15 protein-coding genes are annotated in these 26394 nt (G+C 68.4%); 13 read left to right on the top strand and 2 right to left on the bottom strand.

Going from position 1 to position 26394, the window contains the following annotated elements; all coding sequences use genetic code 11:
• Positions 1 to 96: 96 nt before the first annotated feature.
• The 6 genes from rplK to rpoC all read left to right on the top strand — a co-directional run bounded on the left by rplK (position 97) and on the right by rpoC (position 11235).
• A complete protein-coding gene (gene rplK / locus VGJ96_00075; protein HEY3285498.1) occupies positions 97 to 519 on the top strand; it encodes a 50S ribosomal protein L11 in 423 nt (140 codons plus the stop codon).
• Positions 519 to 1214 (top strand): 50S ribosomal protein L1, encoded by a 696-nt coding sequence (rplA, locus tag VGJ96_00070; GenBank protein HEY3285497.1) that lies wholly within the window; start codon positions 519 to 521, stop codon positions 1212 to 1214. The genes rplK and rplA overlap by 1 nt, the downstream gene beginning before the upstream one ends.
• A 6-nt stretch (positions 1215 to 1220) precedes the next feature.
• Positions 1221 to 1709 (top strand): 50S ribosomal protein L10, encoded by a 489-nt coding sequence (gene rplJ / locus VGJ96_00065; protein ID HEY3285496.1) that lies wholly within the window; start codon positions 1221 to 1223, stop codon positions 1707 to 1709.
• A 65-nt stretch (positions 1710 to 1774) separates the two neighbouring features.
• The gene (gene rplL, locus VGJ96_00060; protein HEY3285495.1) at positions 1775 to 2161 is read left to right on the top strand and encodes a 50S ribosomal protein L7/L12; all 387 of its coding nucleotides are present in this window, start codon (positions 1775 to 1777) and stop codon (positions 2159 to 2161) included.
• Between the two features lie 194 nt (positions 2162 to 2355).
• Entirely contained in the window at positions 2356 to 6924 is a 4569-nt protein-coding gene (gene rpoB / locus VGJ96_00055) for a DNA-directed RNA polymerase subunit beta (GenBank protein ID HEY3285494.1), read from the top strand.
• A 3-nt stretch (positions 6925 to 6927) separates the two neighbouring features.
• Complete coding sequence (rpoC, locus tag VGJ96_00050; protein ID HEY3285493.1) at positions 6928 to 11235, top strand: DNA-directed RNA polymerase subunit beta'; 4308 nt, start codon at positions 6928 to 6930, stop codon at positions 11233 to 11235.
• Positions 11236 to 11358: 123 nt separating this feature from the next.
• On the opposite strand, the gene VGJ96_00045 is transcribed toward rpoC, so the two are convergent.
• Positions 11359 to 12567: a phosphodiester glycosidase family protein gene (locus tag VGJ96_00045; protein HEY3285492.1), complete on the bottom strand. Its 1209-nt coding sequence runs from the start codon at positions 12565 to 12567 to the stop codon at positions 11359 to 11361.
• A gap of 162 nt (positions 12568 to 12729) precedes the next feature.
• On the opposite strand from VGJ96_00045, the gene VGJ96_00040 reads away from it, so the two are divergent.
• From VGJ96_00040 to rpsG, 7 genes are all read left to right on the top strand, one after another.
• Complete coding sequence (locus tag VGJ96_00040) at positions 12730 to 15558, top strand: carboxypeptidase regulatory-like domain-containing protein (protein ID HEY3285491.1); 2829 nt, start codon at positions 12730 to 12732, stop codon at positions 15556 to 15558.
• Between the two features lie 297 nt (positions 15559 to 15855).
• Positions 15856 to 18879 carry a hypothetical protein gene (locus VGJ96_00035; GenBank protein ID HEY3285490.1) on the top strand — a complete coding sequence of 1008 codons (3024 nt, stop codon included), beginning with the start codon at positions 15856 to 15858 and terminating at the stop codon, positions 18877 to 18879.
• 69 nt (positions 18880 to 18948) lie between these two features.
• A complete protein-coding gene (locus VGJ96_00030) occupies positions 18949 to 20304 on the top strand; it encodes an MFS transporter (GenBank protein HEY3285489.1) in 1356 nt (451 codons plus the stop codon).
• Positions 20305 to 20421: 117 nt separating this feature from the next.
• Positions 20422 to 22551 (top strand): patatin-like phospholipase family protein, encoded by a 2130-nt coding sequence (locus tag VGJ96_00025; protein ID HEY3285488.1) that lies wholly within the window; start codon positions 20422 to 20424, stop codon positions 22549 to 22551.
• Positions 22552 to 22554: 3 nt separating this feature from the next.
• Positions 22555 to 24015 carry a 1-acyl-sn-glycerol-3-phosphate acyltransferase gene (locus tag VGJ96_00020; GenBank protein HEY3285487.1) on the top strand — a complete coding sequence of 487 codons (1461 nt, stop codon included), beginning with the start codon at positions 22555 to 22557 and terminating at the stop codon, positions 24013 to 24015.
• A 271-nt stretch (positions 24016 to 24286) separates the two neighbouring features.
• Complete coding sequence (gene rpsL, locus VGJ96_00015; GenBank protein HEY3285486.1) at positions 24287 to 24670, top strand: 30S ribosomal protein S12; 384 nt, start codon at positions 24287 to 24289, stop codon at positions 24668 to 24670.
• Positions 24671 to 24673: 3 nt separating this feature from the next.
• On the top strand, positions 24674 to 25144 hold the full coding sequence (gene rpsG, locus VGJ96_00010; GenBank protein HEY3285485.1) for a 30S ribosomal protein S7: 471 nt from the start codon (positions 24674 to 24676) through the stop codon (positions 25142 to 25144).
• A gap of 138 nt (positions 25145 to 25282) precedes the next feature.
• Here the strand turns inward: rpsG and VGJ96_00005 are convergent, their stop codons facing one another.
• Complete coding sequence (locus VGJ96_00005; protein HEY3285484.1) at positions 25283 to 25792, bottom strand: hypothetical protein; 510 nt, start codon at positions 25790 to 25792, stop codon at positions 25283 to 25285.
• Positions 25793 to 26394 lie beyond the last annotated feature (602 nt).

The raw sequence follows: 26394 nt of genomic DNA, 5'->3' as shown, positions 1-26394 counted from the left end.
CCGCACTCACGCACCGAGGCCCACCACGACCTCGCAAATCACACCGTGGGAGTCGGCGGGGCGATTGGCGCCCCGCCCGAACGTCAGAGGAGCACCATGGCAAAAAAGGTCGTCGGTTTCGTCAAACTGCAGATTCCTGCAGGCAAGGCGAATCCGGCCCCGCCGGTCGGCACCGCGCTCGGCCCGCAGGGGATCAACATCATGGGATTCTGCAAAGAGTTCAACGCTCGAACGCAGGGCCAGGATACGATCCTCCCGGTTGAGATCACGATTTATGCCGACAAGTCCTTCACCTTCATCCTGAAGACGCCGCCCGCGGCCGTCCTCATCAAGAAGGAGCTGGGCCTGGACAAGGGGTCGGGTCAGCCCAACCGCAACAAGGTCGGAGCCATCAGCAAGGCGCAGATCAAGAAGATCGCCGAGCTCAAGATGCCGGACCTCAACTGCGACTCGATCGAGTCGGCGATGGCCATGGTGGCCGGCGCCGCGCGCTCGATGGGCGTGGAGGTCAAGGACTGATGGCGAACAACACGCATGGCAAGAAATACCGCGCCGCCGCCACCAAGCGCGCCGTCGACAAGGCGTACGCGGCCAAGCAGGCGCTCGAGCTGGTGAAGACCGGCGCGTACGCGAAGTTCGACGAGACGGTGGAGGTGGTGGTGCGCCTCGGCGTCGATCCGCGGCATGCCGACCAGGTGGTGCGCGGCACCGTCGTCCTCCCCGCGGGGACGGGCGCGACCGTGCGCGTGCTGGTGATCGCCGTCGGCGACAAGGCGAAGGAAGCCGAGGCGGCCGGCGCCGATTTTGTCGGCACCGAGTACATCGCGAAGATCAAGGAAGGCTGGACCGATTTCGACGTCATGATCGCCACCCCGGACCAGATGGGCCAGGTCGGCCAGCTGGGTCGCGTGCTCGGCCCCCGTGGCCTGATGCCGAACCCGAAGGCGGGCACCGTGACGATGAACATCGGCCAGGCCGTGAAGGAAACCAAGGCGGGCAAGATCGAGTTCCGCGTCGACAAGGGCGGCAATGTGCACGCCAAGATCGGCAAGGTCTCGTTCGGGCTCGACGCCCTCGAGACGAACTTCGGCGCCTTCATGGACCAGATCGTCCGGTCCAAGCCGGCGGCGGCGAAGGGCGTGTACGTGCGGAACCTGTCGGTCTCGTCGACGATGGGCCCCGGGGTGAAGGTCGACACCACCCCCTACCGGTAACGAGCCATGAAACGCACAGAAAAGGAAAAGCTCGTCGCCGAGCTCAGCGCCAAGATCAAGGGCGCGAATGCGCTGTACTACACGGACTTCACGGGGCTGAACGTGAAGCGGATGACGGACCTCCGTCGCCGCCTCCGCAAGGCGGGCGTGGAGTACGTGGTCATCAAGAACTCGCTGGCCATCCGCGCGGTGAACGAGTGCGGACTGGTGGGGCAGCCGATCAAGGGACCGACCGGCGTCGTGGTGGCGAAGGACGCCATCGCCGCCGCCAAGGTCCTGGCCGAGTTCGCCAAGGCCAACGACCAGCGCCCGGCGGTCAAGGGCGGGGTGTACGAAGGCGCGGTGGTCGACCAGGCGATGGTGAGCAAGCTCGCCACGATGCCGACCCGCGACGAGGCCCTGAGCATGTTCGCCGGATACCTCAACAGCGTCCTGATGTCGTTCGCGCTCGTGCTCGACGCGCGGAAGACCCAGCTCGAAGGCAGCAGCAACTGATTCCCCAGGCGTCCGCCTGATCCACAACGCCCCAGGACTCCTGGGAAAACACGGAGAATGAAACCATGGCTACCACGACCCTGAGCAACGACGAAATCCTCGAGGCGATCGGCAACAAGTCGGTCATCGAGCTGGTCGAGCTCATCGATGCATTCAAGACGAAGTTCAACGTCACCATCGCCGCCGTCGCGGCGGGCGCCCCGGCGGGCGGCGGCGCAGCCGCGGCCGCGGTGGAAGAGCAGACCGAGTTCACGGTGACGCTCAAGGAAGCCGGCGCGAAGAAGATTCAGGTCATCAAGGTCGTGCGCGAGATCACCGGGCTCGGGCTGAAGGAAGCCAAGGACCTGGTCGATGGCGCGCCGCAGACCGTGAAGGCTGGCGTCTCGAAGGACGAGGCGGCGCAGCTGAAGGCCAAGCTCGAGGCCGAAGGCGCGGGCGTCGAGGTCAAGTAAGGCCGGGGGTTGCCGGCGGTGCGGAATCTCCGCGCCGCCGGACTCACACCCTCAGCCCCAAAGACCCCCGTGATCGCACGCATCGTCCTGCCGTACAACTGACGCGTTGCACGCCCTGACCCGCCGTCCGGCCCTCCGCCGGGCGGCGAGGCCCGGGCGGTTTTCGCCTGTCCACCGGAACTCCCGGAACCGCAATGATCAAGCAGATTTCGTTCGCGAAGCTCGATGAGCGGATGGAGATGCCGCACCTTCTCGATATCCAGGTGCGCGCCTTCGAGTCACTGCTCCAGCTGGATGCCGCCGCCAAACACGTCGAGGATGTCGGCCTCGAGCGCGTCTTCCGGGACCTGTTCCCGATCGAGGACGTGCACCAGAACTTCTCGCTCGAATTCGAGAAGTACACGCTCGGGGAGCCGAAGTACTCCGTCGAGGAGTGCATCGAGCGCGACATGACCTACTCGGCGCCGCTCAAGGCGACGCTCTCCCTGCGGGTCTTCGAGGACGCCGGCAACGGCAAGCGCCTCAAGAACGAGATCCGCAAGGAAGTCTACCTCGGCGAACTGCCGCTGCTGACGAACCTCGGCACCTTCGTGATCAACGGGGCCGAGCGCGTCATCGTGTCGCAGCTGCACCGGTCGCCGGGCGTGGTGTTCGAGGAGAGCACCCATCCCAACGGCCAGCGGCTGATCAGCTCCCGGATCATCCCGTTCCGCGGCTCGTGGGTGGAGTTCACCGTCGACATCCACGACATCATCTACGTCCACATCGACAAGAAGAAGAAGTTCCCGGCCACGGCGCTCCTGCGCGCCTTCGGCTACGGGACCAACGCCGACATCCTGCGGCTCTTCTTCGCGGTGCGTGAGCTCGACCTGACGAAGAAGCGCGAGGGCCGCGCGGAGAACCGCGAGGTCATCGGCGCCATCGTCGCCGAGGACATCGAGCTCGCGGGCGAGGCGGCGGCCGAGGATGCGCCGAAGCCGAAGACCAAGAAGGCGCGCGCGCAGCGCGAGCGCGACGAGAACCTGCTGCTGGTCAAGGTGGGCGACGAGCTCACCGAGGAGGTGTTCAACCGCCTCCGCCGGCAGAAGATCGACAAGGTGAAGGTCTTCGCCTCGTACATGTCGGTGGACCTGCGCGACGAGCTCGACGCCATCGAGCGCGGCGAGCGGTCGACGCCGCGCGTCATCGCGCTCGACGTGATCGACCCGAACACGGGCGAGGTCATCGCCGAGGCGGGGCAGGCGCTGCGGGAGATGCTGTGCAAGCGCCTCCGCAAGGCCGAGCTGCACCGCGTGCACGTCTTCTCGCCGTCGCTGCGCGTCGAGAGCCAGCTGATCAAGAACACGCTGCTCAAGGACCCGACGCGCGCCGAGGACGAGGCGCTCAAGCAGATCTACTCGCTCCTCCGCCCGGGCGACGCGCCCAACAAGGAGACGGCGAAGCAGGCGCTCGAGCGGCTCTTCTTCTCGCCCAAGCGCTATGACCTCGGCCGCGTGGGGCGCTACAAGATCAACCAGCGCCTCGGCCTGCCGACGTCGCCCGACACGACCGTGCTCACGGTCGACGATTTCGTCGCGATCCTCCGCTACCTCGTGGAGCTCCACGAGGGGCGCGGCCACACGGACGACATCGACCACCTGGGCAACCGCCGCATCCGCTCGGTGGGCGAGCTGATCGCCAACCAGTTCTCCGTCGGCCTGTCGCGCATGGCGCGCCTGGTCAAGGAGCGCATGAGCATCAACCAGGACACCGAGAAGATCGCGCTCGACGACCTCGTCAACGCGCGCACGGTGTCGGCCGTCATCCAGGCCTTCTTCGGGTCGTCGCAGCTGTCGCAGTTCATGGACCAGACGAACCCGCTGGCCGAGCTGACGCACAAGCGCCGCCTGTCGGCGCTCGGACCGGGCGGCCTGACGCGCGAGCGCGCCGGCTTCGAGGTGCGCGACGTGCACTACTCGCAGTACGGCCGCATGTGCCCCATCGAGACGCCGGAAGGCCCGAACATCGGCCTCATCACGTCGCTCGCGTGCTTCGCGCGCGTGAACGACCTCGGCTTCGTGGAGACGCCGTACCTCGTGGTGCGCAACGGCAAGGTGACGGGCGACGTGGAGTGGCTCGACGCCAACCGCGAGGAGGACGCGATCATCGCGCAGGCGAACGCGAAGCTCAACACCGACGGGACGTTCGTGGACGAACTGGTGCTCTGCCGCCAGCAGTCGGACGTGCCGCTGGTGCCGCCGTCGCGCATCGACTTCATGGATGTGGCGCCGGAGCAGGTGGTGTCCATCGCCGCGGCGCTCATTCCGTTCCTCGAGCATGACGACGCCAACCGCGCGCTGATGGGCAGCAACATGCAGCGCCAGGCGGTGCCGCTCCTCAACCCGCAGACGCCGGTGGTGGGCACGGGGCTCGAGGAGAAGGTGGCGCACGACTCGGGCGCGGTGGTGATCGCCCGCCGCGCGGGCGTGGTGACGCGCGTGACGGCCGACGAGATCATCGTCGACGCCGGCCAGGGCAAGGAAGGGAAGCGCGACGCCGGCGCCCCGCTGGCGCGGCTCACGCAGCAGGACCGCTACCGCCTCAAGAAGTACTGGCGCACCAACCAGGACACCGCCATCAACCAGCGCCCGGCCGTCCGGCTGGGGCAGAAGGTGAAGCAGGGCGACGTCCTCGCGGACGGCGCCGCCACCGAGCACGGCCAGCTCGCGCTCGGCAGCAACGTGACCGTGGCGTTCATGCCGTGGTACGGGCACAACTTCGAGGACGCCATCGTCCTCTCCGAGCGCCTGGTGAAGGATGACGTCTACTCGTCGATCCACATCCAGGAGCTCGAGTTGCACGTCCGCGACACCAAGCGCGGCCAGGAAGAGATCACGCGCGAGATTCCGAACGTCTCGGAAGAGTCGCTGGTGGACCTCGACGAGCGCGGCATCGTCCGCATCGGCGCCCACGTGAAGCCGGGCGACATCCTCGTCGGCAAGATCACCCCGAAGGGCGAGACGGAGCTGTCGCCGGAAGAGAAGCTGCTGACGGCGATCTTCGGCGAGAAGGCGAAGGACGTGAAGGATTCGTCGCTCAAGGTGCCGCCGGGCATGGAAGGCGTCGTCATCGACTGCAAGATCTTCTCGCGCGTCGAGGACCAGGTGGTCGAGAAGGACCGCGGCGAGCGGATCGGCGACGTGCGCCGCCTCGAGGGCGAGGAGAAGGTGCGCGTCAACGACGTGCGCGATGAGGAGATCAAGGAGCTCCTGCTCGGCCAGGTCGTCGAGCTCGCGCTCAAGAGCGGCACGGTGGAAGAGGCGATCCCGAAGGGGACGAAGCTGACCGAGGAGATCCTCGCCTCGCTGCGCCTCGCGACGCTCGACCTCAAGACCTTCCGCGTGGGCAACAAGAAGGTGAACGAGGAAGTGCGCGAGATCATCGAGGCGGCCAACGAGGTCAAGGCGAAGATCGAGGAGAAGGCGGAAGAGCGCATCGACCGCATCCTCCAGCCCGACGAACTGCCGCCGGGCGTGATCCAGCTGGTCAAGGTCTACCTGGCCGAGAAGCGCAAGATCTCGGTGGGCGACAAGATGGCCGGCCGCCACGGCAACAAGGGCATCGTGGCGCGCATCGTGCCGGAAGAGGACATGCCGTTCCTGCCGGACGGCCGTCCGGTGGACATCGTGCTCAATCCGCTCGGCGTGCCGAGCCGCATGAACGTCGGCCAGATCCTCGAGACGCACCTCGGCTGGGCGGCCAAGCTGCTCGGCTTCTACGCCAAGACGCCGGTCTTCGCCGGCGCCAACGAGCGCGAGATCGGGCTGCTGCTGCGCCTGGCCGGTGTCACGTGGGCCAAGTCGTCGCTCGGGCTGCAGTCCGAGGCGCCGGTGATCACCGACAAGGAGATCCGCCACCTGCTCGCCGACATCAAGCCGTCGGCGGAGAACATCGACAAGGTGGAGCTGCTGGCCGACGCGACGTTGAACGACCTGCACGGCCGGACGATGTCGGCGGAGACGAAGGAGATCTTCGTGTCGGTGCGCGAGTACCTCGCCGCGGCGGCCAAGGAATGGGCCGATCGCGAGCATGCGAACCTGCGCAACGAGAAGGCGTTCCACGAGACGGCCGGCGAGGAGGAGGATTACGCCGCGCGGAAGGCCGAGTTCAAGAAGGCGGCCAAGGAGCTGGAGAAGCTGGACGCGCTGGCCGCGGCCGAGCTGCTCGAGACCCGCGGGCTGCCGGCGCTGGCCGCGATGCTGGGCAAGAAGAGCGAGGCCGACGTGGACGCCGCGGCGGTCGAGCTGATCGGGCTCGCCGGCATCATGCCGTTCGGCAAGATCCGCCTGCGCGACGGGCGGAGCGGCGAGACGTTCACCAGCGCAGTGACGGTGGGCCAGGTCTACATGCTGAAGCTCAGCCACCTGGTGGACGACAAGATCCACGCCCGGAGCATCGGGCCGTACTCGCTGGTGACGCAGCAGCCGCTGGCCGGGAAGGCGCAGTTCGGCGGCCAGCGCTTCGGCGAAATGGAAGTGTGGGCCCTCGAGGCCTACGGCGCCGCGCACACGCTGCAGGAGATCCTGACCGTCAAGTCGGACGACGTCAACGGACGCAGCCGCGTGTACGAGGCGATCGTGAAGGGGCAGAACCTGCCCGAGCCGGGAACGCCGGAATCGTTCAACGTGCTTGTCAAGGAACTGCAGGCGCTGGGCATCCACGTCACGATGGACGCGAACGAAGTCACTGGCGGCGGGTCCTTCGGCAACGGGAGCGAGGAATAACCGATGATTGATTTCCGCAATGCGCGCGAACAGCGCGCCTCGGCGTTCGACTTCATCCAGGTTCGCATCGCGAGCCCGGAGGAGATCCGCGGGCCTCGCGATCCGAAGGAGCGGGAGCGGCTGGAGATGGCCGGCCTCCGCTCGTGGTGGTCGTGGGGCGAGGTCACCAAGCCGGAGACGATCAACTACCGGTCGTTCAAGCCGGAGAAGGACGGCCTCTTCTGCGAGCGCATCTTCGGCCCGGTGAAGGACTGGGAGTGCCACTGCGGCAAGTACAAGCGCATCCGCTACCGCGGCGTCATCTGCGACCGCTGCGGCGTGGAAGTGACGCTCAGCAAGGTGCGCCGCGACCGCATGGGGCACATCGAGCTGGCCGTGCCGGTGGCGCACATCTGGTTCTTCAAGACGCTGCCCAGCCCGATGGGCAACCTCCTCGACCTCACGCTCCGTGATCTCGAGAAGGTCATCTACTATTCGAACTACGTCGTCATCGATGCCGGCGAGCAGGACGTGCACGCCAACGACCTGCTCGACGAGGAACAGTTCCTCGAGCTGCGCCTGAAGGCGAAGGCCGAGGGCGACACGGCGTTCCTGGCCGACATCGGCGCGCCGGCGGTGCGCGAGCTGCTGCGCCGCCTCGACGTCGACAAGGTGGCCGAGGAACTTCGCGCCAGCGTCGCCGTGGAGACGTCGCAGCACAAGAAGAAGCAGCAGCTGAAGCGCCTGAAGATCGTGGACGCGTTCCGCAACTCGGGCGACCACTCGGATGTCCGCAACAAGCCCGAGTGGATGATCATGGACGTCGTGCCGGTGATCCCGCCCGACCTGCGGCCGCTCGTGCCGCTGGACGGCGGGCGCTTTGCCACGTCCGACCTGAACGACCTGTACCGCCGCGTCATCAACCGCAACAACCGCCTGCAGAAGCTGATCGTGCACCGCGCGCCGGAAGTGATCCTGCGCAACGAGAAGCGCATGCTGCAGGAGGCGGTGGACGCGCTGTTCGACAACGGGCGCCGGAGCAAGGCGATTCGCGGCCGCGGCAAGCGCCCGCTGAAGTCGCTCTCCGACATGCTCAAGGGCAAGCAGGGCCGGTTCCGCCAGAACCTGCTCGGCAAGCGCGTGGACTATTCGGGCCGCTCGGTCATCGTGGTGGGCCCGGAGCTCAAGCTGCACCAGTGCGGCCTGCCGAAGGCGATGGCGCTGGAGCTGTTCAAGCCGTTCATCATCCACAAGCTGGTGGAGAAGGGCATCGCCGAGACGGTGAAGCGCGCCAAGAAGATCGTGGAGCGCGAGAGCCCCGAGGTGTACGAGATCCTCGAGGAGATCATCCGCGACCATCCGGTGCTGCTCAACCGCGCGCCGACGCTGCACCGCCTGGGCATCCAGGCGTTCGAGCCGGTGCTCGTGGAAGGCAAGGCCATCCGCATCCACCCGCTCGTCTGCGCGGCGTTCAACGCCGACTTCGACGGCGACCAGATGGCGGTGCACGTGCCGCTGTCGTTCGAGGCGCAGCTCGAGTGCCGCGTGCTGATGCTGTCGTCGAACAACATCCTCAAGCCGGCGGACGGCCGCCCGGTGGCGGAGCCCAGCCAGGACATCGTGCTCGGCTGCTACTTCGCGACCAAGGCGCCGACCGACTTCGACACGCTCATCAAGGATCCGAAGCGCGTGGCGAAGCTCCCGGCGTTCACCAACGCCGCGGAAATCGAGATGTCGCTCGCGAGCGGGCGGCTGACGACGCACTCGGCGCTTCGCTACCTGGTGCGCGGCGCCGAGGGCGACGTGCGGTGGGAGGTGACGACCGCCGGCCGCGTGATGTTCAGCGAGATCGTTCCCGCGGAGCTGCCGTTCCAGAACCGCGACATGAAGAAGAAGGCGCTCTCGGAGCTCGTGTTCGAATCGTACCGCGCCGCCGGCCTGGCGACGACGGTGGCGTTCCTCGACCGGCTCAAGGAGTTCGGCTTCCGCAACGCGACGCGCGGCGGCGTGTCCATCGGCATCTCCGACCTGGAGATCCCGGAGGAGAAGGAGACGCTGCTCGAGGAGGCCGGGACGCGCGTCGAGCGCTTCCAGAAGGCGTACTCGACCGGCAACATCACCAACGGCGAGCGCTACAACAAGGTGATCGACACCTGGACGCACGCGAACAACGACATCGCCGACGCGATGGTGAAGCGCATGCGCGAATCCCAGGCGGGATTCAACCCGGTGTTCATGATGTTCGATTCCGGCTCGCGCGGCTCGCGCGACCAGATCCGCCAGCTGGCCGGCATGCGCGGCCTGATGGCGAAGCCGCAGAAGAAGCTCACCGGCGGCATCGGCGAGATCATCGAGAGCCCCATCAAGTCGAACTTCCGCGAAGGCCTCTCGGTGCTCGAGTACTTCATCTCGACGCACGGCGCCCGCAAGGGCCTGGCCGACACGGCGCTCAAGACGGCCGACGCCGGCTACCTGACGCGCCGCCTCTGCGACGTCGCGCAGGACGTGACGATCACCGAGGAGGATTGCGGGACGATCATGGGCCTCGAGGTGTCGGCGCTGAAGGAAGGCGAGGACATCATCGAGCCGCTGTCGGAGCGCATCGTCGGCATCGTGGCGGCGGAGGACGTGTACGATCCGCAGCTGCGTGACGACGCGGGCCGCCCGGCCCTGCTGGTCGAGGCCGGCCAGATGATGGAAGAGGACACCGCGCGCGCCATCGAGGACGCCGGCATCGAGTCGGTGAAGATCCGCTCCGTGCTGACGTGCGAGGCCAAGCGCGGCCTCTGCCGCATGTGCTACGGCCGCAACCTGGCCACCATGAAGATGGTGGACATCGGCGAGGCGGTCGGCATCATCGCCGCGCAGTCGATCGGCGAGCCGGGGACGCAGTTGACGCTCCGCACGTTCCACATCGGCGGCACCGCGGCGCGCATCGCCGAGCAGACCGCCCGCAAGTCGAAGGTGTCGGGCATCGTCGAGTACGGCGACCGCCTGCTCACCGTCATCAATCGCGAAGGCCAGCGCGTGGTCACGTCGTACGAGGGCGAGCTCTTCGTCCGCGCGACGGCCGACAAGAACGCGCCCGTCGCGGCGCGCCTCCACGTGCCGCTCGGCGCCATCCTGATGGTCAAGGACGGCGAGGAAGTGAAGAAGGACGCCGTCGTCTTCACGTGGGATCCGTACACCAACCCGATCATCACCGACACCGAGGGCACGATCAAGTTCGTCGACCTCGTCGAGGATGAGAGCTTCGCCGAGGAGCTCGACGAGCTCACCGGCCTGCGCCAGCGGGTGGTCATCGAGGACCGCGAGAAGAAGCTGCACCCGCACATCGAGGTCTGGACGACGAAGGGCGGCAAGGAGAAGAAGGTCCGCGACTTCGTCATCCCGGTGGGCGCGCAGCTCATCATCGACGACGGCGAGAACGTCGCCGCCGGCACGACCATCGCCAAGATCAGCCGCGAGGCTTACAAGACCCGCGACATCACGGGCGGCCTGCCGCGCGTCGCCGAGCTGTTCGAGGCGCGCCGGCCGAAGGATCCGGCCACCATCTCGGAGATCGACGGCGTCGTGCGGTTCGGCGACATCAAGCGCGGCAAGCGCGAGATCTTCGTGCAGCCGCTCGACGGCAGCGGCTCGATGGACGAGACGGTGCCGGCGCAGCTCTACGAAGTGGCGGCCGGCAAGCACTTGCGCGTCCACGAGGGCGACCGCGTGCGCGCCGGTGACCGCCTGTCGGAAGGGCCGGTGAACCCGCACGACATCCTGCGCATCAAGGGCCCCCGCGCCGTGCAGGAGTACCTGCTCAACGAGGTGCAGGAGGTCTATCGCCTGCAGGGCGTGAAGATCAACGACAAGCACATCGGCGTGATCGTGCGCCAGATGCTGCAGAAGGTCCGCGTGCTCGACTCGGGCGAGACCGAGTTCCTCGAAGGCGAGAACGTGGACAAGGCGACCTTCCGCGACGCCAACGACAAGTCGAAGAAGAAGAAGCAGACCGCCGCGACGTCCGAGCCGCTGCTGCTCGGCATCACGAAGGCCAGCCTCACGACGCAGTCGTTCATCTCGGCCGCCTCCTTCCAGGAGACGACCCGGGTGCTGACCGATGCCGCCATCCGCGGGGCCAAGGACAACCTCCTCGGCCTCAAGGAGAACATCATCATCGGCCATCTCATCCCGGCCGGCACCGGCATGTACCGGTACCAGCAGGTGGACATGGACGTCGAGGCGCCGGCGCTTCCCGAGCCCGAGTTCGGGCTGGGCGACCTCGGCCCGCTCCCGTCAGTGGCCGACGACCTGTCGCCGCTCGGCGCGGAAGAGCTGGAGTAGACGGACAAGGCACAGCGGCCCGCCTCGTAAGAGGCGGGCCGCTGTGCTTTGCCGGGTGCAGGGGCACGGGCACGGTGTGGTGCGGGGTGCCCGGAGCAGGGTGTGGTGCGGAGTGAGGGGGGCTCAGTGATTTCGTTGAACGATCAGCAGGGCGCTCCCCACCTCGCGTTCGCCGGTGCGGTCGGAGGGGACGTTCACGACCTTGCCGCCGATCACCATCGTGGTCGAGCCGCCGCCGTCGAGGTTCAGCGCGTTCCAGGCGCCGAGCGATTTCATGAACGCGGCGAGTTCGACGAGCGTCATGCCGACGCTCGCCGTGGAGCGTCCGTCCACCGTCACCACGAGGAGCGTGGTACTGTCGCGCGTGAACGCGATGGCCGTGCGCGGATGGCGAAGCTCGGCGTTCCGCGAGATGGTGCCCTCCTCGGCCGGGGCGCGGGGCGCGATGTTCACGCCGTCGCGCAGGATGCGCGGCCAGCCGCCGACTACGAGCGACAGGGCGCCGCGCCGCGGCATCGTTGCCGGTGCGGTGCCGAGCGTGAGGCGAACGGTGTCGCCATCGGCCGTGGAATCGAGCGTGGCGGCCCGCGCGCCGTAGGCGGCGAGCACCGCGCCCTGCGCCGGAATCGCGCTGCCGCCGCCTCGGGTGGCGCCGCGCCGCACGTAAAGCAAGGTGTCGGCGCGCCGGCCCACTGGCAGGAGCGTCAGTTCGGTGGTCGGACGCACGGTGTCCCGCGGGGTGGTCGGGCCGAAGCGCGGGGTCCAGAGCGCCGTCCCTTCGTACGCGCCCAGCGGCAGGGCGTTCAGCGCGATGAGCGGAAACCCGGCCCGCGGCGTGCGTGCCCAGCCGTCGAACGCGAACCGCTCGATCAGCGGTCGCCCCGCGGCGTCGAGCGCGAACTGCGCATGGATGTTGTCGTAGGTGTCGTACGGCGACTCCGTGACGCGCACGCCCTTCCACCACTCCCCATCGACGAGAACGTTGTTCTCGCTCCCGCCAGAGGCGAGGTCGAAGAAGTCGGCGTTCACGGCGGCGAGTACGCGGTCACCGGCGGCCGCTCGCCGCTCGCTCATCGCGCTCACCCGTTCGCGCGTCGTTAGGCGATCGTGCGCCCGCACCTGGCGAACGGCGATGCCGGCGCGCCGCAGGTCCACCGCGACGATGTGAACGACCCACGGCCCCGCCGGGTAGACGGCGCGCCGATGCGTGACCCCGGGCGCCAGCGTATCCACGCGCAGGGAGTCGGCGGGGCCGGGCAGAGGATGCTGGGCCAAGGTGGCCGTGGCATCTGCAGTCAGCAGGAGGAGGGCGGCGAGCGGGCGGGCAATCATTAACAAGGATGGCAAAATCGTGGCGGGCACCCTAAGTTACGCGCCCAAGTGGATGCCCGCACCGGCGCCACCTGACGCGATTTGGCCTACTGCAACATCGCGGCGTCGCCCGCCGCCCAGCCCCCCACCCCCCCTTCCCACCACAGCTCCAGGAGAAGACGCATGCGGAGACTCGTGAGCCATGCGCTCGCGGCGCTCACCCTCGTGGCGACGATTGCCACGGGTGCGTTCGCCCAGAACACCGTCATCCTGACGGGCGTCGTTCGGTCCGAGGGACAGCCCATCGTTGATGCGCAGGTGACGATCACCAACGTCGCCACGCAGGAAACGGCCCGGGCAGTCACCCGCGCCAACGGCGAATTCCGTGTCCTTGGCCTGTTCACCGGCCAGTACGCGGTGACCGTCCGCGCCATCGGCTACAAGCCGACCGGCCAGAAGGTGCAGCTGGCCATTGGCCAGCGCGCGCGCCTCGAGTTCAACATGGAGAAGGGCGTCGCGGAGCTGGCGGCGCAGACCATCATCGGCGAGAAGGTCAAGCAGGTGGAAGTCCAGCGACTCTCGGTGTCGGCGCCCGTGATGCGCGCCGAGATCGAGAACCTGCCGCTCAACGCGCGCGGCCTGATGAACCTCGCGGGCGTCGCCCCGGGCATCAAGACGTATGCGCCGCAGTCGGGCCGCACGCTGCCGTCGGCCGGCGGCGCGCCGGACAACCGCTTCTTCAACGTCTACGTCGACGGCGTGGAAATGAAGAGCCTGTACAACGGCAACATCGTCGGCCTCGGCCAGACGGGATCGCCGCTCCCGCAGGAGGCGCTCGAGCAGTTCCGCGTCTTCGTGAACCCGTACGACGCCGAGTATTCACGCGCCGGGTCGTACGTCATCTCGACGGAAAGCCGCCGCGGCACGAACAAGTGGGAAGGGTCGGCGTTCGGGTTCCTGCAGAACAAGGCGATGATCACGCAGAACGCCTTCCAGAAGAAGGTGCCGGACTACAGCCGCCAGCAGCTGGGCTTCAACCTCCGCGGCCCGCTGAAGAAGGACAAGCTCTTCCTCGCGACGAGCTACGAACTGACGAACACGAACTTCTACCTCGACGTCAACCCGACGAGCGGGCCGTGGTCGCAGTACCAGGGGTCGTTTCTCGCCCCGAACAAGAACCACACCCTCTTCGGGCGCCTGACCTACGTGCAGAGCCCGACGGTCACGTACGACGCCATGGTGTCGGCACGCCTGCTGGACGGCGAGGGCAACTTCGGCGCGAAGGTCTCGCAGGACGGCGGCATCTCGCAGAACTACGACATCTACACGGCGCAGCTCCGCCAGCGCTACCTGAAGCCGGGCGGCAACTTCGTGAACGAAGCGAGCCTCCAGCTCGTCAGCTGGGGCCACAAGGAAGCGCCGCTCAAGCCCGGCCCGCAGTTCAACTACCCGGGCATCTCGTTCGGCACGAGCGGCTTCCCGCTCTTCCTCAATGAACTGCACGTGCGCGTGGTCGACCGCGCCACGTGGAACATCGACAACGCGTCGGGCTCGCACACCATCAAGACGGGCATCGAGCTGGCCAGCATCTCCGCCAGCCAGGACTTCGCGAACAACGCCAACGGCACGTTCACGTTCCTGACCGACACGTCGTCCATGCCGTACCTCGCCAACATCGCGGTCGGCTTCACGAGCCCGAACACGACCGAGGATGCCAAGGCCAGCGCCGACGCGATCGTGACCGGCGTGTACGTGAACGACGAGTGGCGCATCAAGGACAACTTTACGCTGAGCATCGGCGTCCGTCACGACGCCGAGCTCAACACGATGAACAACAAGTACACGGTGCCGTGGGCGAGCGACACGACGCTGCAGCGCCTCGAGGCCAACAATGGCCCGCTCGCCGGCTTCCTGAACCGCGGCGACCGCAAGAACCAGCTCGGCAACTTCTCGCCGCGCGTCTCGTTCTCGTGGGATCCGACCAGGCAGAACCGGACGTTCGTGCGCGGCGGCGTGGGCATCATCTACGACCGCGTGACGAGCTTCATGGGCTTCCAGGAGCGCAAGAACTCGACGTGGCGCGTCTACAACTTCACGTTCAACAACACGACCAACACGCCCACCAAGGACCCCGCGGTCCTGCGGCAGCGCGTGCTGGCCGGCCAGTCGGGATCGCCGGCGCCGATCCTGATGAAGCACGACATGAAGACGCCGAAGAACCTGCAGATGTCGCTCGGCATCGGGCACCAGTTCACGGAGCAGTTCGGCATCAACGTGGACTACGTGCGCCAGCACCTGACCAACCTCTACGTCCAGCGCAACCCGAACTACACCGACAAGTCGGTGACGCCCAGCGCGCGCAAGCTGACGTCGCGCTACGGCGACATCGTCCTCTGGGATGACATCGGCGAGGCCTGGTACTCGGCGTTCCTGGTGTCGTCCACGTACCAGCGCAACAAGACCCGCGTGAACCTCGCGTACACGCTGGCCTGGTACGAGGGAAGCTTCGACATCTCGGGCGCGCTGCCCAACTATGCGCTGCCGTTCCTGTTCGACCGCCAGCGCACGTCGGGCGACGAGCGCCACCGCCTGGTGCTGTCCACGGTGACGCCGATTCCGTTCGGCTTCAACATCTCGGCGATCGCCACGATCGCCAGCCCGCGTCCGTTCCTGCAGATCGACGGCCGCGACGTCAACCTCGACAACATCACCGGCGACGACTGGCCGGGCGGCACGCGGACGACGGTGGGCCAGCGCACGGCGCTGCCGGCGAACGCCTTCCCGAACTACTATCGCACGGTGGACATGCGCCTCGCGCGGCAGCTCTACGCGATCGGCGGCAAGAAGATCAGCTTCTCCGCCGAGGTGTTCAACCTGTTCAACTGGTACAACAAGCTGTCGTACGGCGGCACGCAGTTCACGGCCACCGGCACGGCGGTCCCGTCCTTTGGCGTGGCGACGGGCGCGTACGCGGCGCGGCAGATGCAGGCCGGGTTGCGGGTCGACTGGTAAGACGCGATGCGAAACGGGGGCCGCGACCATTCGGTTGCGGCTCCCGTTTCGCATCGCGGGGCACGGGCACAGGCAGAGTGGCGAGCTGGGTGCAGCGAACAGAGCGTGGTGCGGGGGAGCGGGAGCACGCTGCGGATGGCGTATCCGGTCTTTTTCGTCACGGGAAGCCACCCGGCCGTCACACCGGACACTCTGTCCGTCGCCGTTCGGCGCCGGATCGCCTAGGTTGATGAGTGGCAACGCCGTGTTCAAGGCGCCACCTCGCCACCGAGCGCAATACGAACCCCGATCGTGCACATGCTTCGCCGCCGTAGGCGACGCGACTCCAGGCGATTGTTCCTGGCAGCCCACTTCGCTCCACTCCTCGCCCTCGCGCTGACGGGCGTCTCCGCCGCCGCGCAGTCCTCGCCGGTGGACGAGTGGCGATGGGTGCGATTTGGCGTCGCCGAGGGGCTCCCATCGCCAGTCATCGACGCGATCGGGCGGGCAAAGGATGGCACCATCTGGGTGTCGACCGGGCAGGGCCCGGCGTGGTACGACGGGTATCGCTGGCAACTGGTTGCCGATTCCGCCGGACACCTCCTGCAGGGTGGACGCTCGGGACCGATCGTCGTGGCCGAGGACGGCGCGGTGCTGATTCGATACGGTCCCGACATCTGGCGTGTGGCGCGGCGTGGCGAGCCGGCGCGCCTCGTGCCGAGTCCCGCGGCGGGCGCCGTCTGGTTCAGCGTGGCGGTCGCCCGTGGCGGCGAGTTGTGGGGCGCCTTCGTCTTGAACGGAGTGCTGCGTCTCGCGCGAAGGGTGGGAGGTGCGTGGCACGAGGAGCGTTGGCCGGGAAGGCGGCCGATCCAGATGTACGATCTGCAACTGCAACAGGGTCCGGACGAAACGGTTCTCCTGTCCGTCGGGCTGGAGACCTGGAGCCGACGTGACGGCGCCTGGGTGTCGGAACCGCCGTTCAACGGCGGGGCCGGGGCCATTTCGAGAATCACCTGGAACGCGGCGGGCGAGGTGCGCCTCGTGGTGCGCACCTCCGACCCGCGACAGGGCGTCTGGGCGCGCGGACCACACACGGGTCCGCGCTGGCGGCGGCTCGCCGAGTTCGGGCACGATGCGCCGGCGGCGATCGCCATCGGTCCGAAGGATGAAGGCCTCGTGGTGCTCGACGCCGGCGACGTGATGTTCGCCGAATCGTCAGAATGGCGACGGCTCCAGCTGCCGTCGTACGCTGTGCCCACCACCGGTGCGATGTTCGATGGATCGGGCGATGTCTGGTTGGCCACCCGTGATGGCATGGTGCTGTGGCGGCGCACGAGCGGGCGGCGGGCCCAGTGGCGCCTGCCGGCGCCGGCCCCGGCGAATCGGGTAAATGGCCTCGCCGTCGCCGACGACGGTCGCCTCGCGGCGGCGACGGCCGGCGGCGTCGCGTTGCTCGATCCAAAGGGCGTGCTGCAGGTCGTGTTCAGCCCAAGGGGCGTCGTCTTCACCACGGTGGCATGGGGACGCAGCGGCGAAATGTGGGCGGGAAGCGGGGGCAGCGTTCCGGGCGTTTTTCACCGAACCGCAAACGGCTGGCGACGTCGCACCGACGCTCCCGGCCTCGACCAGGCTGGCATCCACCGGATCGTGCGCGACCGGGACGGATCGTGCTGGCTGCTGGGCATCCCGTTCGGCCAGCATGGGCGCGGCGGCGTCTGGCGCGAAGCGGCGGGGCGCATCGACGCGGTGACGCTGCCGCCCTCGGTCGCCGGCGGCCGTTTCTACGATATGGTGCAGGATTCCATCGGTCAGCGCTGGTTCGCCACCAATCGCGGCGTCTTGCGCGACTCCGCCGGTACGTTCGTGCTCGTGCCGCCGGCGCGGGACCAAGCGGGTGATGTGGCATTCTCACTCGCCCTCGCCGACAGCGGCGCGCTGTGGGTGTCAGTACGGCCGTCCGGGGTGCTTCGCGTGCTTCCCGGCCTTCGCGCCGAGTTGCCCGACACCTCCGGTGCGGCGCCCACGGGGCAGGTGACGGTCTATCGCGCCGGCGACGGACGCATCTGGGCATCGAACGCGGATGGCATCTGGCTCCGCGTGGGGGAAGGATGGACCAGGCTCTCACGAGCGCTCGGCCTGCCGACGCTCAATGTCTGGCCCCTCGTCACCTCGGGGAGTGACTTGTACGTCGGCACGATGGGGGCCGGCGTGCTCCGGGTGCGGCTCGACGAACTGGCGGCGGCGCGCCCGCGGGTCATTCCCCTGCCGTCGCGCGCCGAGGGTGGAGAGCTGAAGCTGCGGTGGAGCGTGGCGACGGAACGCGGCACGTTCGCGCCGGTGGATCTCGAGTCGCGCTGGCGGCTCGACGACGAGGAATGGTCAGCGTGGTCGGCGGCGACGGAAATCACGGCGCCGGCGCACGTGCCGTGGCGGCGCCACATGCTGTGGGTCGAGGCGCGCACGCCACTCGGGGTCACCTCCCAGGCGCCGGCGCGCCTGGCGTTCGAGGTGCCGGCGCCCGTCTGGTGGCGGCGGGACGTGCTCACGGTGGTCTCGGCGCTCCTCGTGCTGCTCGCCTGGCTCAGCGTGCTGCTGGTTCGCCGCCGCCGGTTGCAGGAACAGATGTCGCGGCGCATTCGCGAAGCGGAACGGATGGAGCTCGTCGGCACATTCGCGGCCGGAATGGCCCACGAGCTCAACAACCTGCTCACGACGATCACCGTCAACGCGGAACTGGTGGAGGATGCCCCCGGCAGCGAGTCGCCCTCGCCATCCGCGGAGATCCACCGCGCCGCCCTGCTGGCCGCGGCGCAGCTTCGCCACGTGCTCTCCTTCACGTCCGACCTGTCTCGTGTGGTCAGCGTCATCGATCTCGCGGCGTTGCTGCGTGCGCAGCAGGAGCCAATCGGCGCGCGGGTCCGCGAGCACATCGAGATGCGCTGGCACCTGCCGAACGACGCCGTGCCGGTTCTGGCCGAGCCCAACGCGATGGCCGCCGTGCTCCGGTCGCTCGTGGAGCACGCGTGCGACCACCTGCATGGAACCGGACTCATCGAGGTGACGCTTCGCGTCCGTCAGCTGGATGCCCCGCAGCGCGCGCGGCTTGACCTTGCCGCCGCGCCGCTCCACGCGGAGATCGAGATCACCGATTCAAGCGGGCGCGCAGCCGGCGCGGAGGCGCGTCGCACCCTGGAGGCCGGCTTCCCGTCGCGCGACAACCCGGTGGCCAGCCTGGCCCTGGTGCACGGGCTGGTGCGGCGCCTCGGCGGGGCCGTGCACGCGGACGACGCCGACGGACGCGGCCGCGTGCTGCGCGTCTACCTCCCCGTCGCCGACCGCTGAGCGCGCCTGCTTGGAGTGGCGCCGCGGCCGCCAGCGATCCACATTCTGCGCTTCACTTCCGACGAGCCGATGACCGCCCCTGCGATCACCTCCGCTGCTACCCCCGAGCACGTCGTCACGCGTCGCGCCGTCTGGTCGTGGTGGGTCTACGACCTTGCCAACACCATCTTCTCGATGGGCATCGTCTCGATGTACTTCTCCAAGTACATTCGCGACCACGTGGGCGCCGGCCGCGCCGACGCGCTCTACGGCAACGTCTCGGCGGTCTCGATGGCCATCATCTTCGTCATCTCGCCGCTCCTGGGCGGGATGACGGACCGGGCGCCGCGCCGCATGCCGTTCCTGGTCTGGAGCACCCTCCTCTGCGTGGGGCTCACCGCGGTGCTCGGCAGCGTCGGATTCTGGCCGACCATGCTCTGCTTCATCGTCGCCAACGCGGCCTATTCGGCGGGGCTCCAGTTCTATGACGCCATGCTCCCCGACGTCTCCACCGAGGAGAACCGCGGACGCATCGGCGGCATCGGCGTGGGGATCGGCTACCTCGGATCGTACATCGCGGTGACGCTGGGCTTCGTGTTCGGCACCGAACATCTGCAGGTGCTGTTCGTCGCCATCGCCGCCGTGTTCCTGATGCTGAGCATTCCGTGCTTCCTCTTCGTGAAGGAGCGCGGGAACCCGAACCCGCGCCCGGTCTTCTCGTGGGCGGCCACCGTGGAGAGCACCCGCGTCACGATCCAGACGCTGCGCGAGGGTGAGAAGTACCCCGGCCTGCTGCGCTTCCTCATCGGGCGCATCTTCTACACCGACGCGATCAACACCGTCATCAGCATCATGTTCCTGTACACGCTCAATGTGGCCGATGCCAACGGCCTGCCGGCCCAGCAGGGAAGCGCGGCCGGGATGAAGATCATGATGGTCGCCATCACGTTCGCGGTGCTCGGCGGCTTCATGTGGGGACGCATCGTGGACCGCATCGGCCCGAAGGCCACGCTCAACTGGGTGCTGCGTCTCTGGGTGTTCGACTTCATCCTGGCGGCGGCCATCGGCCTGCTCACCCTCCCGCTGTCGGTGCTGTACGTCGTCGCCTCCCTCGCCGGCATCGGGATGGGCGGCGTCTGGTCGGCCGACCGGCCGCTGATGCTGCGCCTCACGCCCCCCGACCGCATCGGCGAGTTCTACGGACTCTACGGCATGGTCGGGCGTTTTTCGGCGATCACCGGCCCGTTCATCTGGGCGCTCGTCGCCAAGGCGACGATCGAGAGCGGGCTGATGCGGCCCGCGCAGGGGCAGGGCGTCGGGGTCATCGTGCTGATGGGCTTCGTCATCCTGTCGTCCTGGATCCTGCGCACGGTGACCGATGAGAAACGGGATTGGTCGCACCTCGCGGCGCCGCCGCCCGCCACCATTCGCAGTCCAGTCGTGTAGCGGCCACTGCGGTCCCCCGCCGGATCCCGTTGGCACGGCGTGGATCAGGCTGCGCCGCCAGCCCGCCGGACCGCCCGCGCTTGACCCGCGTCGTGCGCGGGCGGATACTGGCACCAGATGCTGCGCACTCCCACTGACACCCCCTCGCGCATCGCGCGCTGTGCGCGAACGACCCTCCTTGGGCTGGCGTCCGCGGTGGCGCTGTCGGTTCCGCACCGCGCCGCAGCGCAGGAACAGGCTCCCGCGGCCACCTGCGGTCCCGCGGGCGGCAAGCTCGCCCTGGTGCTCCCCGGCGGCGGGGCCAAGGGGTTTGCGCACCTCGCGGTGCTGCGCATGCTCGACTCGCTCGGCATTGTGCCCGACGTCGTAGTCGGCACCAGCGCCGGCGCCATCATGGGCGCGCTGTGGGCGAGCGGGCTCGGGGTGGACGAGATCGAACGCGACGTCAAGGCGCTGGGCCTCGACACGCTGGTCGGGCGATACAGCGCGCCCACGCCGCCGTCCCTCGGCACGCGGCGCGCGATCCTCGTCTGGGAGGGCGGCAGCCAGGGACTGGTGCTGCGCACGAGCGTCGTGCGCGAGCGGCCGCTCAACGCGCTGGTCAGCGCGCTCTACGCCCGGGGCAATCTCATCGCGGCCGGCAACTTCGACCGCCTGCCGGTGCCGTTCCGCGCGATCGCCGCTGATCTCAGCACGCGCGAACAGGTGGTCCTCGCGGGCGGCGACCTGGCGCAGGCGGTGCGCGCCAGCGGCGCGATTCCCATCATCTTTCGCTCGGTGCGCGTCGGTGGACGCGACCTCGTGGATGGCGGCATCGTGGACAATGTCCCGATTGCGGTGGCGCGCCGCCTGGGGGCCACGCGCGTCATCGTCTCGAGCCTGCGCGACACGTCGCATTTCGACTTGAGCGAGGACGACCCCCTGTCGATTGCCGGGCAGCTCCTCGCCTTCGTCTTCGAGCAGCCGCTGCCGCCGCTGCGGCCTGGCGACGTCTGGCTGGCGTCCGACGTCAGCGGCGTCAACCAGCTCGATTTCTCGCCGGCGAACATCGATCGCGTCATCGCCGCCGGATACCGCGCCGCCGCGGGGTTGGCGACCGCGCCCTGCCTGCCGAGTGGCCGCGTGCGCCCGCGCGGCACGGTGCCGCCGCTGACCTCGTACCTCATGCCCGGCAGCGTCCCGCCCGAACTGGCGAGCGTCCTGTGGCTGGCGCTGGGCGATCTCGGCGGGCACACGCCGGACCTGCCCCAATTTCAGGAGCGGTTGCGGTCGCTCGCCCAGGTGGACCGCTTTCAATCCATCTGGCTGCATCCGCAGCGTGTCGCGGGCGACTCGGTGCAGCTCGCGGCCGAGGCGCAGACGTCCAGCGCCGACCAGCTGCTGGCGGGGGCGGCGTACGACCGCGAACTCGGTCCGCGCGTCTGGGTGGGGCGCATCCAGCGCCTGCGCGGACGCAACGCCGAGGCCACCGGTGTGCTCGCCGTGGGCCAGCTGCAACAGGAGCTGCAGGTGACGCTGCGGCGAAGCTATGACGTGCTGGGCTCACTGTGGTCACCGCTCATCGGCGGCACCATCACGCGCATGCAGGTGCGCGACATTCGCGACGGCGTGGAGTATCCGGGCATCCGCACCGCGGACTGGCTCGCCGAGGCGGGGATCGAGCGGCGCCTGACGCGGCGCGCCACCGGCGCCTTCACCATCTTCGCGCGGCAGTGGGATGAGCCCGTCTTCGCCGGCACTCCCACGGCGCTCGGCGCGCGCCTCCGCCTGCAGTCATCGGCGGCCTCCGACCGGATGCCGCGCGGTTCCGTCGAGTTCGAGGGTACGCGGCGCTACTGGCGCGCCTCCGTGGAACTGCGCCGGAGCGCCACGCGCCGTGGCCTCATGGTGGAGAGCGTCCTCTCCGCCGTGCTCGGCGAACGGCTGCCGCTGCAGCGCAGCGCGTTCCTCGGCGGCACCGACGTCGGGTTCCCCGGCTTCAAGCTGCAGGAACTCCGCGGGGCGCAGGCAGGGATGGCAGCCCTGCGCGCGTCGCACCCGGTGTACGGAGCAATCAACCTGCAGGGGATGGTGGCGGGCGGGGCGTTCCAGGAGCGCACCTATGGCGTCTTCCGCGACGCCCGCGGCTACTTCGGCGCGCGCGGCGGCGTCGGCGTGACCACCGCGCTCGGTCCGCTGGCCCTCGAGTACGGCGTCAACGACCGGGCGCGCGGCACCCTGTACCTGCGCTTCGGCGACTGGTTCTAGCGCGTGGCGCTGCCCGTCGTCGATGTCCTCCTCGCGGCCGCGGTCCTCGCCGTGGCAATCGTACTCGGCGCGGGTTGGTACTGGCGGCGCTGGGTGCGGCGCACGGCACGCCGCGCGCACCGGCGGTTCGGCGCGCGCATCGACCGTTTCAAGCTGACGGGCAAGCGATACATCACCGAGGCGCTGCTCAACGATCCCGAGGTGGCGGTGGCGGTGGCGGCGCACGCGCGCGAGCACGGCCGGCCGGAGCGCGAGGTGTGGGGGCGGGTGCGCGGGTATCTGGCGGAGATCATCCCGGCCTTCTCGCTGCTGATGTACTACCAGTTCGGCTACGCGGTGTCGAAGGCGCTGCTCTCGATCTTCTACAAGGTTTCGGTGGACCACGTGCGGCGCGAGAGCATCGAGGCGCTGCCGCGCGAGTCCATCGTGGTCTACCTCATCAATCATCGCAGCAACGCCGACTTCATGGTGGCGAGCTACGCACTCGCCGGCGAGGTGGCCATCTCGTATGCGGTGGGCGAGTGGGCGCGGGTCTTCCCGCTCGAGTACCTCTTCAAGTCGTTCGGATCGTACTTCGTGCGGCGACGGTATCGCGAGCCGCTCTACCACCGCGTGCTCGAGCGCTACGTGCAGCTCATCACGCGCAACGGCGTGACGCAGGGGATCTTCCCCGAGGGCGGGCTGACGCGCGATGGGCGCCTGCGCCCCGCCAAGGTGGGCCTCCTCGACTACATGCTGGGCGTGGCGCGCGAACCCGGCTTCGCCGAGCGGATGTACGTGATTCCGGTGGCGGTGAACTACGATCGGGTGCTCGAGGACCGCACGCTGCTGCGGGAACTGCGACCCGCCGACGGGACGCCGCGGCCGGGTCGGCTGGCGCAGCTAGGCGAGGTGCTCAGCTTCGCCGGGTGGAACGTCGGGCGGGCGCTGTCACGCCGGTGGAAGCGCTACGGCCGCGCCGCCGTGGTGATCGGCGAGCCCATTCCGGTGCTGCCGTGGCTCGAAGAAGTGGCGGAGGGCGGTCCGTCGCTGTTCAACCGGCCGCGCGCCGAGCGGCTGGCCGCGGTGCAGGCGTTCTGCGACCGCGTGATGGAGCGGATCGGCGCGATCATTCCCGTGACGCCGGTGCCGCTGGCGTGCGCGGCGCTGCAGACGTTCGACGCCGAGTTCATTCCGCGCGACCGGCTGCTGGCGCGCCTGACCGAACTGCGCACCGCGCTCGTCGCGCGCGGCGCGCGCGTGTTGCGCGCCGACCGCGAGGTGGAGGAGTCGTGGGAGCGCGCGTACCGCATGCTGCGGATGCGCCGCGTGGTGGCGCGCGCCGGCGACGGCTACCTGATCCTGCCGCGTGGCCGCGAGCTGGTGAGCTACTACGCCAACTCCATCGCGCACCTGTGCGGCGAGTTCGAGAGCGCGGTGAAGGCGAGGGATCAGTTGCCGGTGGACGGACTCATTGGAATGTGAGGGCGGCGGACGGGCGGAACGAGGAGGGGGTAGGGGCTACGCGAGGGGGAAAGGGAGTCGGAACGGGGAGGGAGATCGTCGGGCGCGCCAATGGACTCCATCCTCGTTCCGCCCCTCCATCCTCCTCGCCAGGCCTCTACCTCCTCCCCGTTCCACCCCTCGTTCCCATTGACCCGCCCCCCTCTCCCCGCTATTACTTAAGGCTCTGTTCCGTGCCACCCATTCGGGGTGATCCACGTAGAATCAGGTTCACGAACAGCATCAGGATACGATGCCGACGATTAATCAGCTCGTCCGGCAGAGCCGCCGTGACGTCTCCCGCAAGGAGAAGGCTCCGGCTCTGAAGGCGAATCCGTTCAAGCGTGGCGTGTGCACCCGCGTGTACACCACGACTCCCAAGAAGCCGAACTCCGCGCTGCGCAAGGTGGCGCGTGTCCGCCTGGTCAACGGCTTCGAAGTCACCGCCTACATCCCCGGCGAAGGCCACAACCTGCAGGAGCACTCGATCGTGCTCATTCGCGGCGGCCGCGTGAAGGACCTTCCGGGCGTGCGCTACCACATCGTGCGCGGCAAGCTCGACGCCTCGGGCGTGAACGGCCGCAACAAGAGCCGTTCCAAGTACGGCACCAAGAAGCCGAAGGCGGGGGGTAAGTAAGCCATGAGTCGCCGCAAAACTGCCGTCAAGCGCTCCATCCTCCCGGACGCGCGCTACGATTCGCAGACCGTCTCGAAGTTCATCAACGTGCTGATGTACGCCGGCAAGAAGTCCACGGCCGAGCGCATCTTCTACGGCGCGATGGACCTCGTCGAGAGCCGCACCAGCCAGCCGGGCGTGAACGTCTTCAAGCAGGCGCTGGCCAACCTGAAGCCCGTCGTCGAGGTGAAGAGCCGCCGCGTCGGTGGCGCCACTTACCAGGTGCCGGTCGAAGTGCGTCCCGAGCGCCGCACGGCGCTGGCGATGCGCTGGCTGATCTCGTTCTCGCGCGACCGCAACGAGAAGTCGATGGCCGAGAAGCTCGCCGCCGAGGTGATTGCCGCCTCGAAGGGCGAGGGCAACGCCATCAAGAAGAAGGAAGACACGCACCGGATGGCCGAAGCAAACAAGGCGTTTGCGCACTATCGGTGGTAGAGAGACAACAGAGAGACAACAGAGAAACAACAGAGAAACAACAGAGAGACAACAGACGCCCTCGGGACGAGATCCCGGGGGCGTTTGGTTTTGCGCGAGGCGAGGAGCGGCGCGGCTGCCGCGGGCGCGGCCGCGTGATTACTGGCGCTGGAGGCGGGCGGTCACGGCGATGGGGCGCACGTGGCAGAGGCCCTTCGTCACCACGAGCCCTGACTGCTGCCAGGGGCGGTAGCCTTCGGCGTCGATGGAAACGGTCCACGTGCCGGGCCTCTCCCACGCGGTGGCCCAGCTGGCGATGAGGGTTGGCGAGCGGAGCGAGTCGCTGGCCGTGCCGTTCGTCGCATGCAGTCGCATCGCGCCGGGGCCGGAAACGGCGACGCCGGCGATCGAATCGCGCACGGCGAGGTTGATCCCTGCCGCGGCATACGCCAGGCAGACCGGCGTGAATTTCCCGCTGGCCACGAGGAGCGCCGGGCGGGTGTTGACCGAGCGTGCCTTGGCCGTGGCGCTGAACGTCAGGGTTCCGGGGGCGCGCAACAGGAACGCGCTGCCGTCCGGCCGCATGGTAACCGCCGTGGTGTCGTTCACGGTCAGCGCCGGGGCCTCGTACAGGTCAGGCCGCCCGACCACGGTCGCCCGAACGATCACGGAGTCGTCGGCCGTGACAACAACTTCGGTTCCACCGAATTCGGGGCCGATGCTAGCGCGGAGTGCTATGCGCGACTCGGAGTCCTTCGTCGGTTCATCAGGCGGAGATTCCGGCGACGCACAACTCGCGGCGAGGAGCGCAGCGCCGATGCCTAAGACTTTGCGGCGAAATGACATAACTGCATTTTGCGGGGTCTCAGCGAGTTCTGCCAGAGGTGCGGTCTTGCGGTCGCGGCGCGGGCGAGGCGGCGTGAACGGCGGCGGGAGCGAGGGCGGGCTCGGGAGCAGGCCGCAGAGGGAGTCGGGCGTCAGGCTCGACGGTGGGTTGCAGGGGATCCTTGCGGCAACCGCAAACAGGCCCCAACGCCGATGTTTGAACCACTGCCAATCGCGATCGATATCCCAATTCGCGATCCCTTTTCCCGCTCCGGATTCCATATCCTAAATCGTAGTTGCAAGCCTGTTGCACGCCGCGGATAATGTCCCCGTGGTGCGACCAGTAGAAGTGTCCCCCAGATTCGAGGCCTCGCGAGGAGGCCGGGATGGGGCGCACGGGGATGTCGACACGAGAGTTGGAGCGGGCACGGGTCCTGGCGCAGGTG

The organism is Gemmatimonadaceae bacterium, assembly GCA_036504815.1.
Classification (GTDB): domain Bacteria; phylum Gemmatimonadota; class Gemmatimonadetes; order Gemmatimonadales; family Gemmatimonadaceae; genus PNKL01.
The sequence above is the reverse complement of the archived record's forward strand: the minus strand, read 5'-3'. Positions and strand labels throughout refer to the sequence as shown.

What these genes read in the sequence shown, in the direction of transcription:
- rpsL (HEY3285486.1), top strand. Translation starts at nt 24,287, where the DNA reads ATGCCGACGATTAATCAGCTCGTCCGGCAGAGCCGCCGTGACGTCTCC.
- rpoC (HEY3285493.1), top strand. Translation starts at nt 6,928, where the DNA reads ATGATTGATTTCCGCAATGCGCGCGAACAGCGCGCCTCGGCGTTCGAC.
- VGJ96_00030 (HEY3285489.1), top strand. Translation starts at nt 18,949, where the DNA reads ATGACCGCCCCTGCGATCACCTCCGCTGCTACCCCCGAGCACGTCGTC.
- rpsG (HEY3285485.1), top strand. Translation starts at nt 24,674, where the DNA reads ATGAGTCGCCGCAAAACTGCCGTCAAGCGCTCCATCCTCCCGGACGCG.
- rplL (HEY3285495.1), top strand. Translation starts at nt 1,775, where the DNA reads ATGGCTACCACGACCCTGAGCAACGACGAAATCCTCGAGGCGATCGGC.
- VGJ96_00045 (HEY3285492.1), bottom strand. Translation starts at nt 12,567, where the DNA reads ATGATTGCCCGCCCGCTCGCCGCCCTCCTCCTGCTGACTGCAGATGCC.
- rplK (HEY3285498.1), top strand. Translation starts at nt 97, where the DNA reads ATGGCAAAAAAGGTCGTCGGTTTCGTCAAACTGCAGATTCCTGCAGGC.
- rplA (HEY3285497.1), top strand. Translation starts at nt 519, where the DNA reads ATGGCGAACAACACGCATGGCAAGAAATACCGCGCCGCCGCCACCAAG.
- rpoB (HEY3285494.1), top strand. Translation starts at nt 2,356, where the DNA reads ATGATCAAGCAGATTTCGTTCGCGAAGCTCGATGAGCGGATGGAGATG.
- VGJ96_00025 (HEY3285488.1), top strand. Translation starts at nt 20,422, where the DNA reads ATGCTGCGCACTCCCACTGACACCCCCTCGCGCATCGCGCGCTGTGCG.
- VGJ96_00040 (HEY3285491.1), top strand. Translation starts at nt 12,730, where the DNA reads ATGCGGAGACTCGTGAGCCATGCGCTCGCGGCGCTCACCCTCGTGGCG.
- VGJ96_00035 (HEY3285490.1), top strand. Translation starts at nt 15,856, where the DNA reads ATGCTTCGCCGCCGTAGGCGACGCGACTCCAGGCGATTGTTCCTGGCA.
- rplJ (HEY3285496.1), top strand. Translation starts at nt 1,221, where the DNA reads ATGAAACGCACAGAAAAGGAAAAGCTCGTCGCCGAGCTCAGCGCCAAG.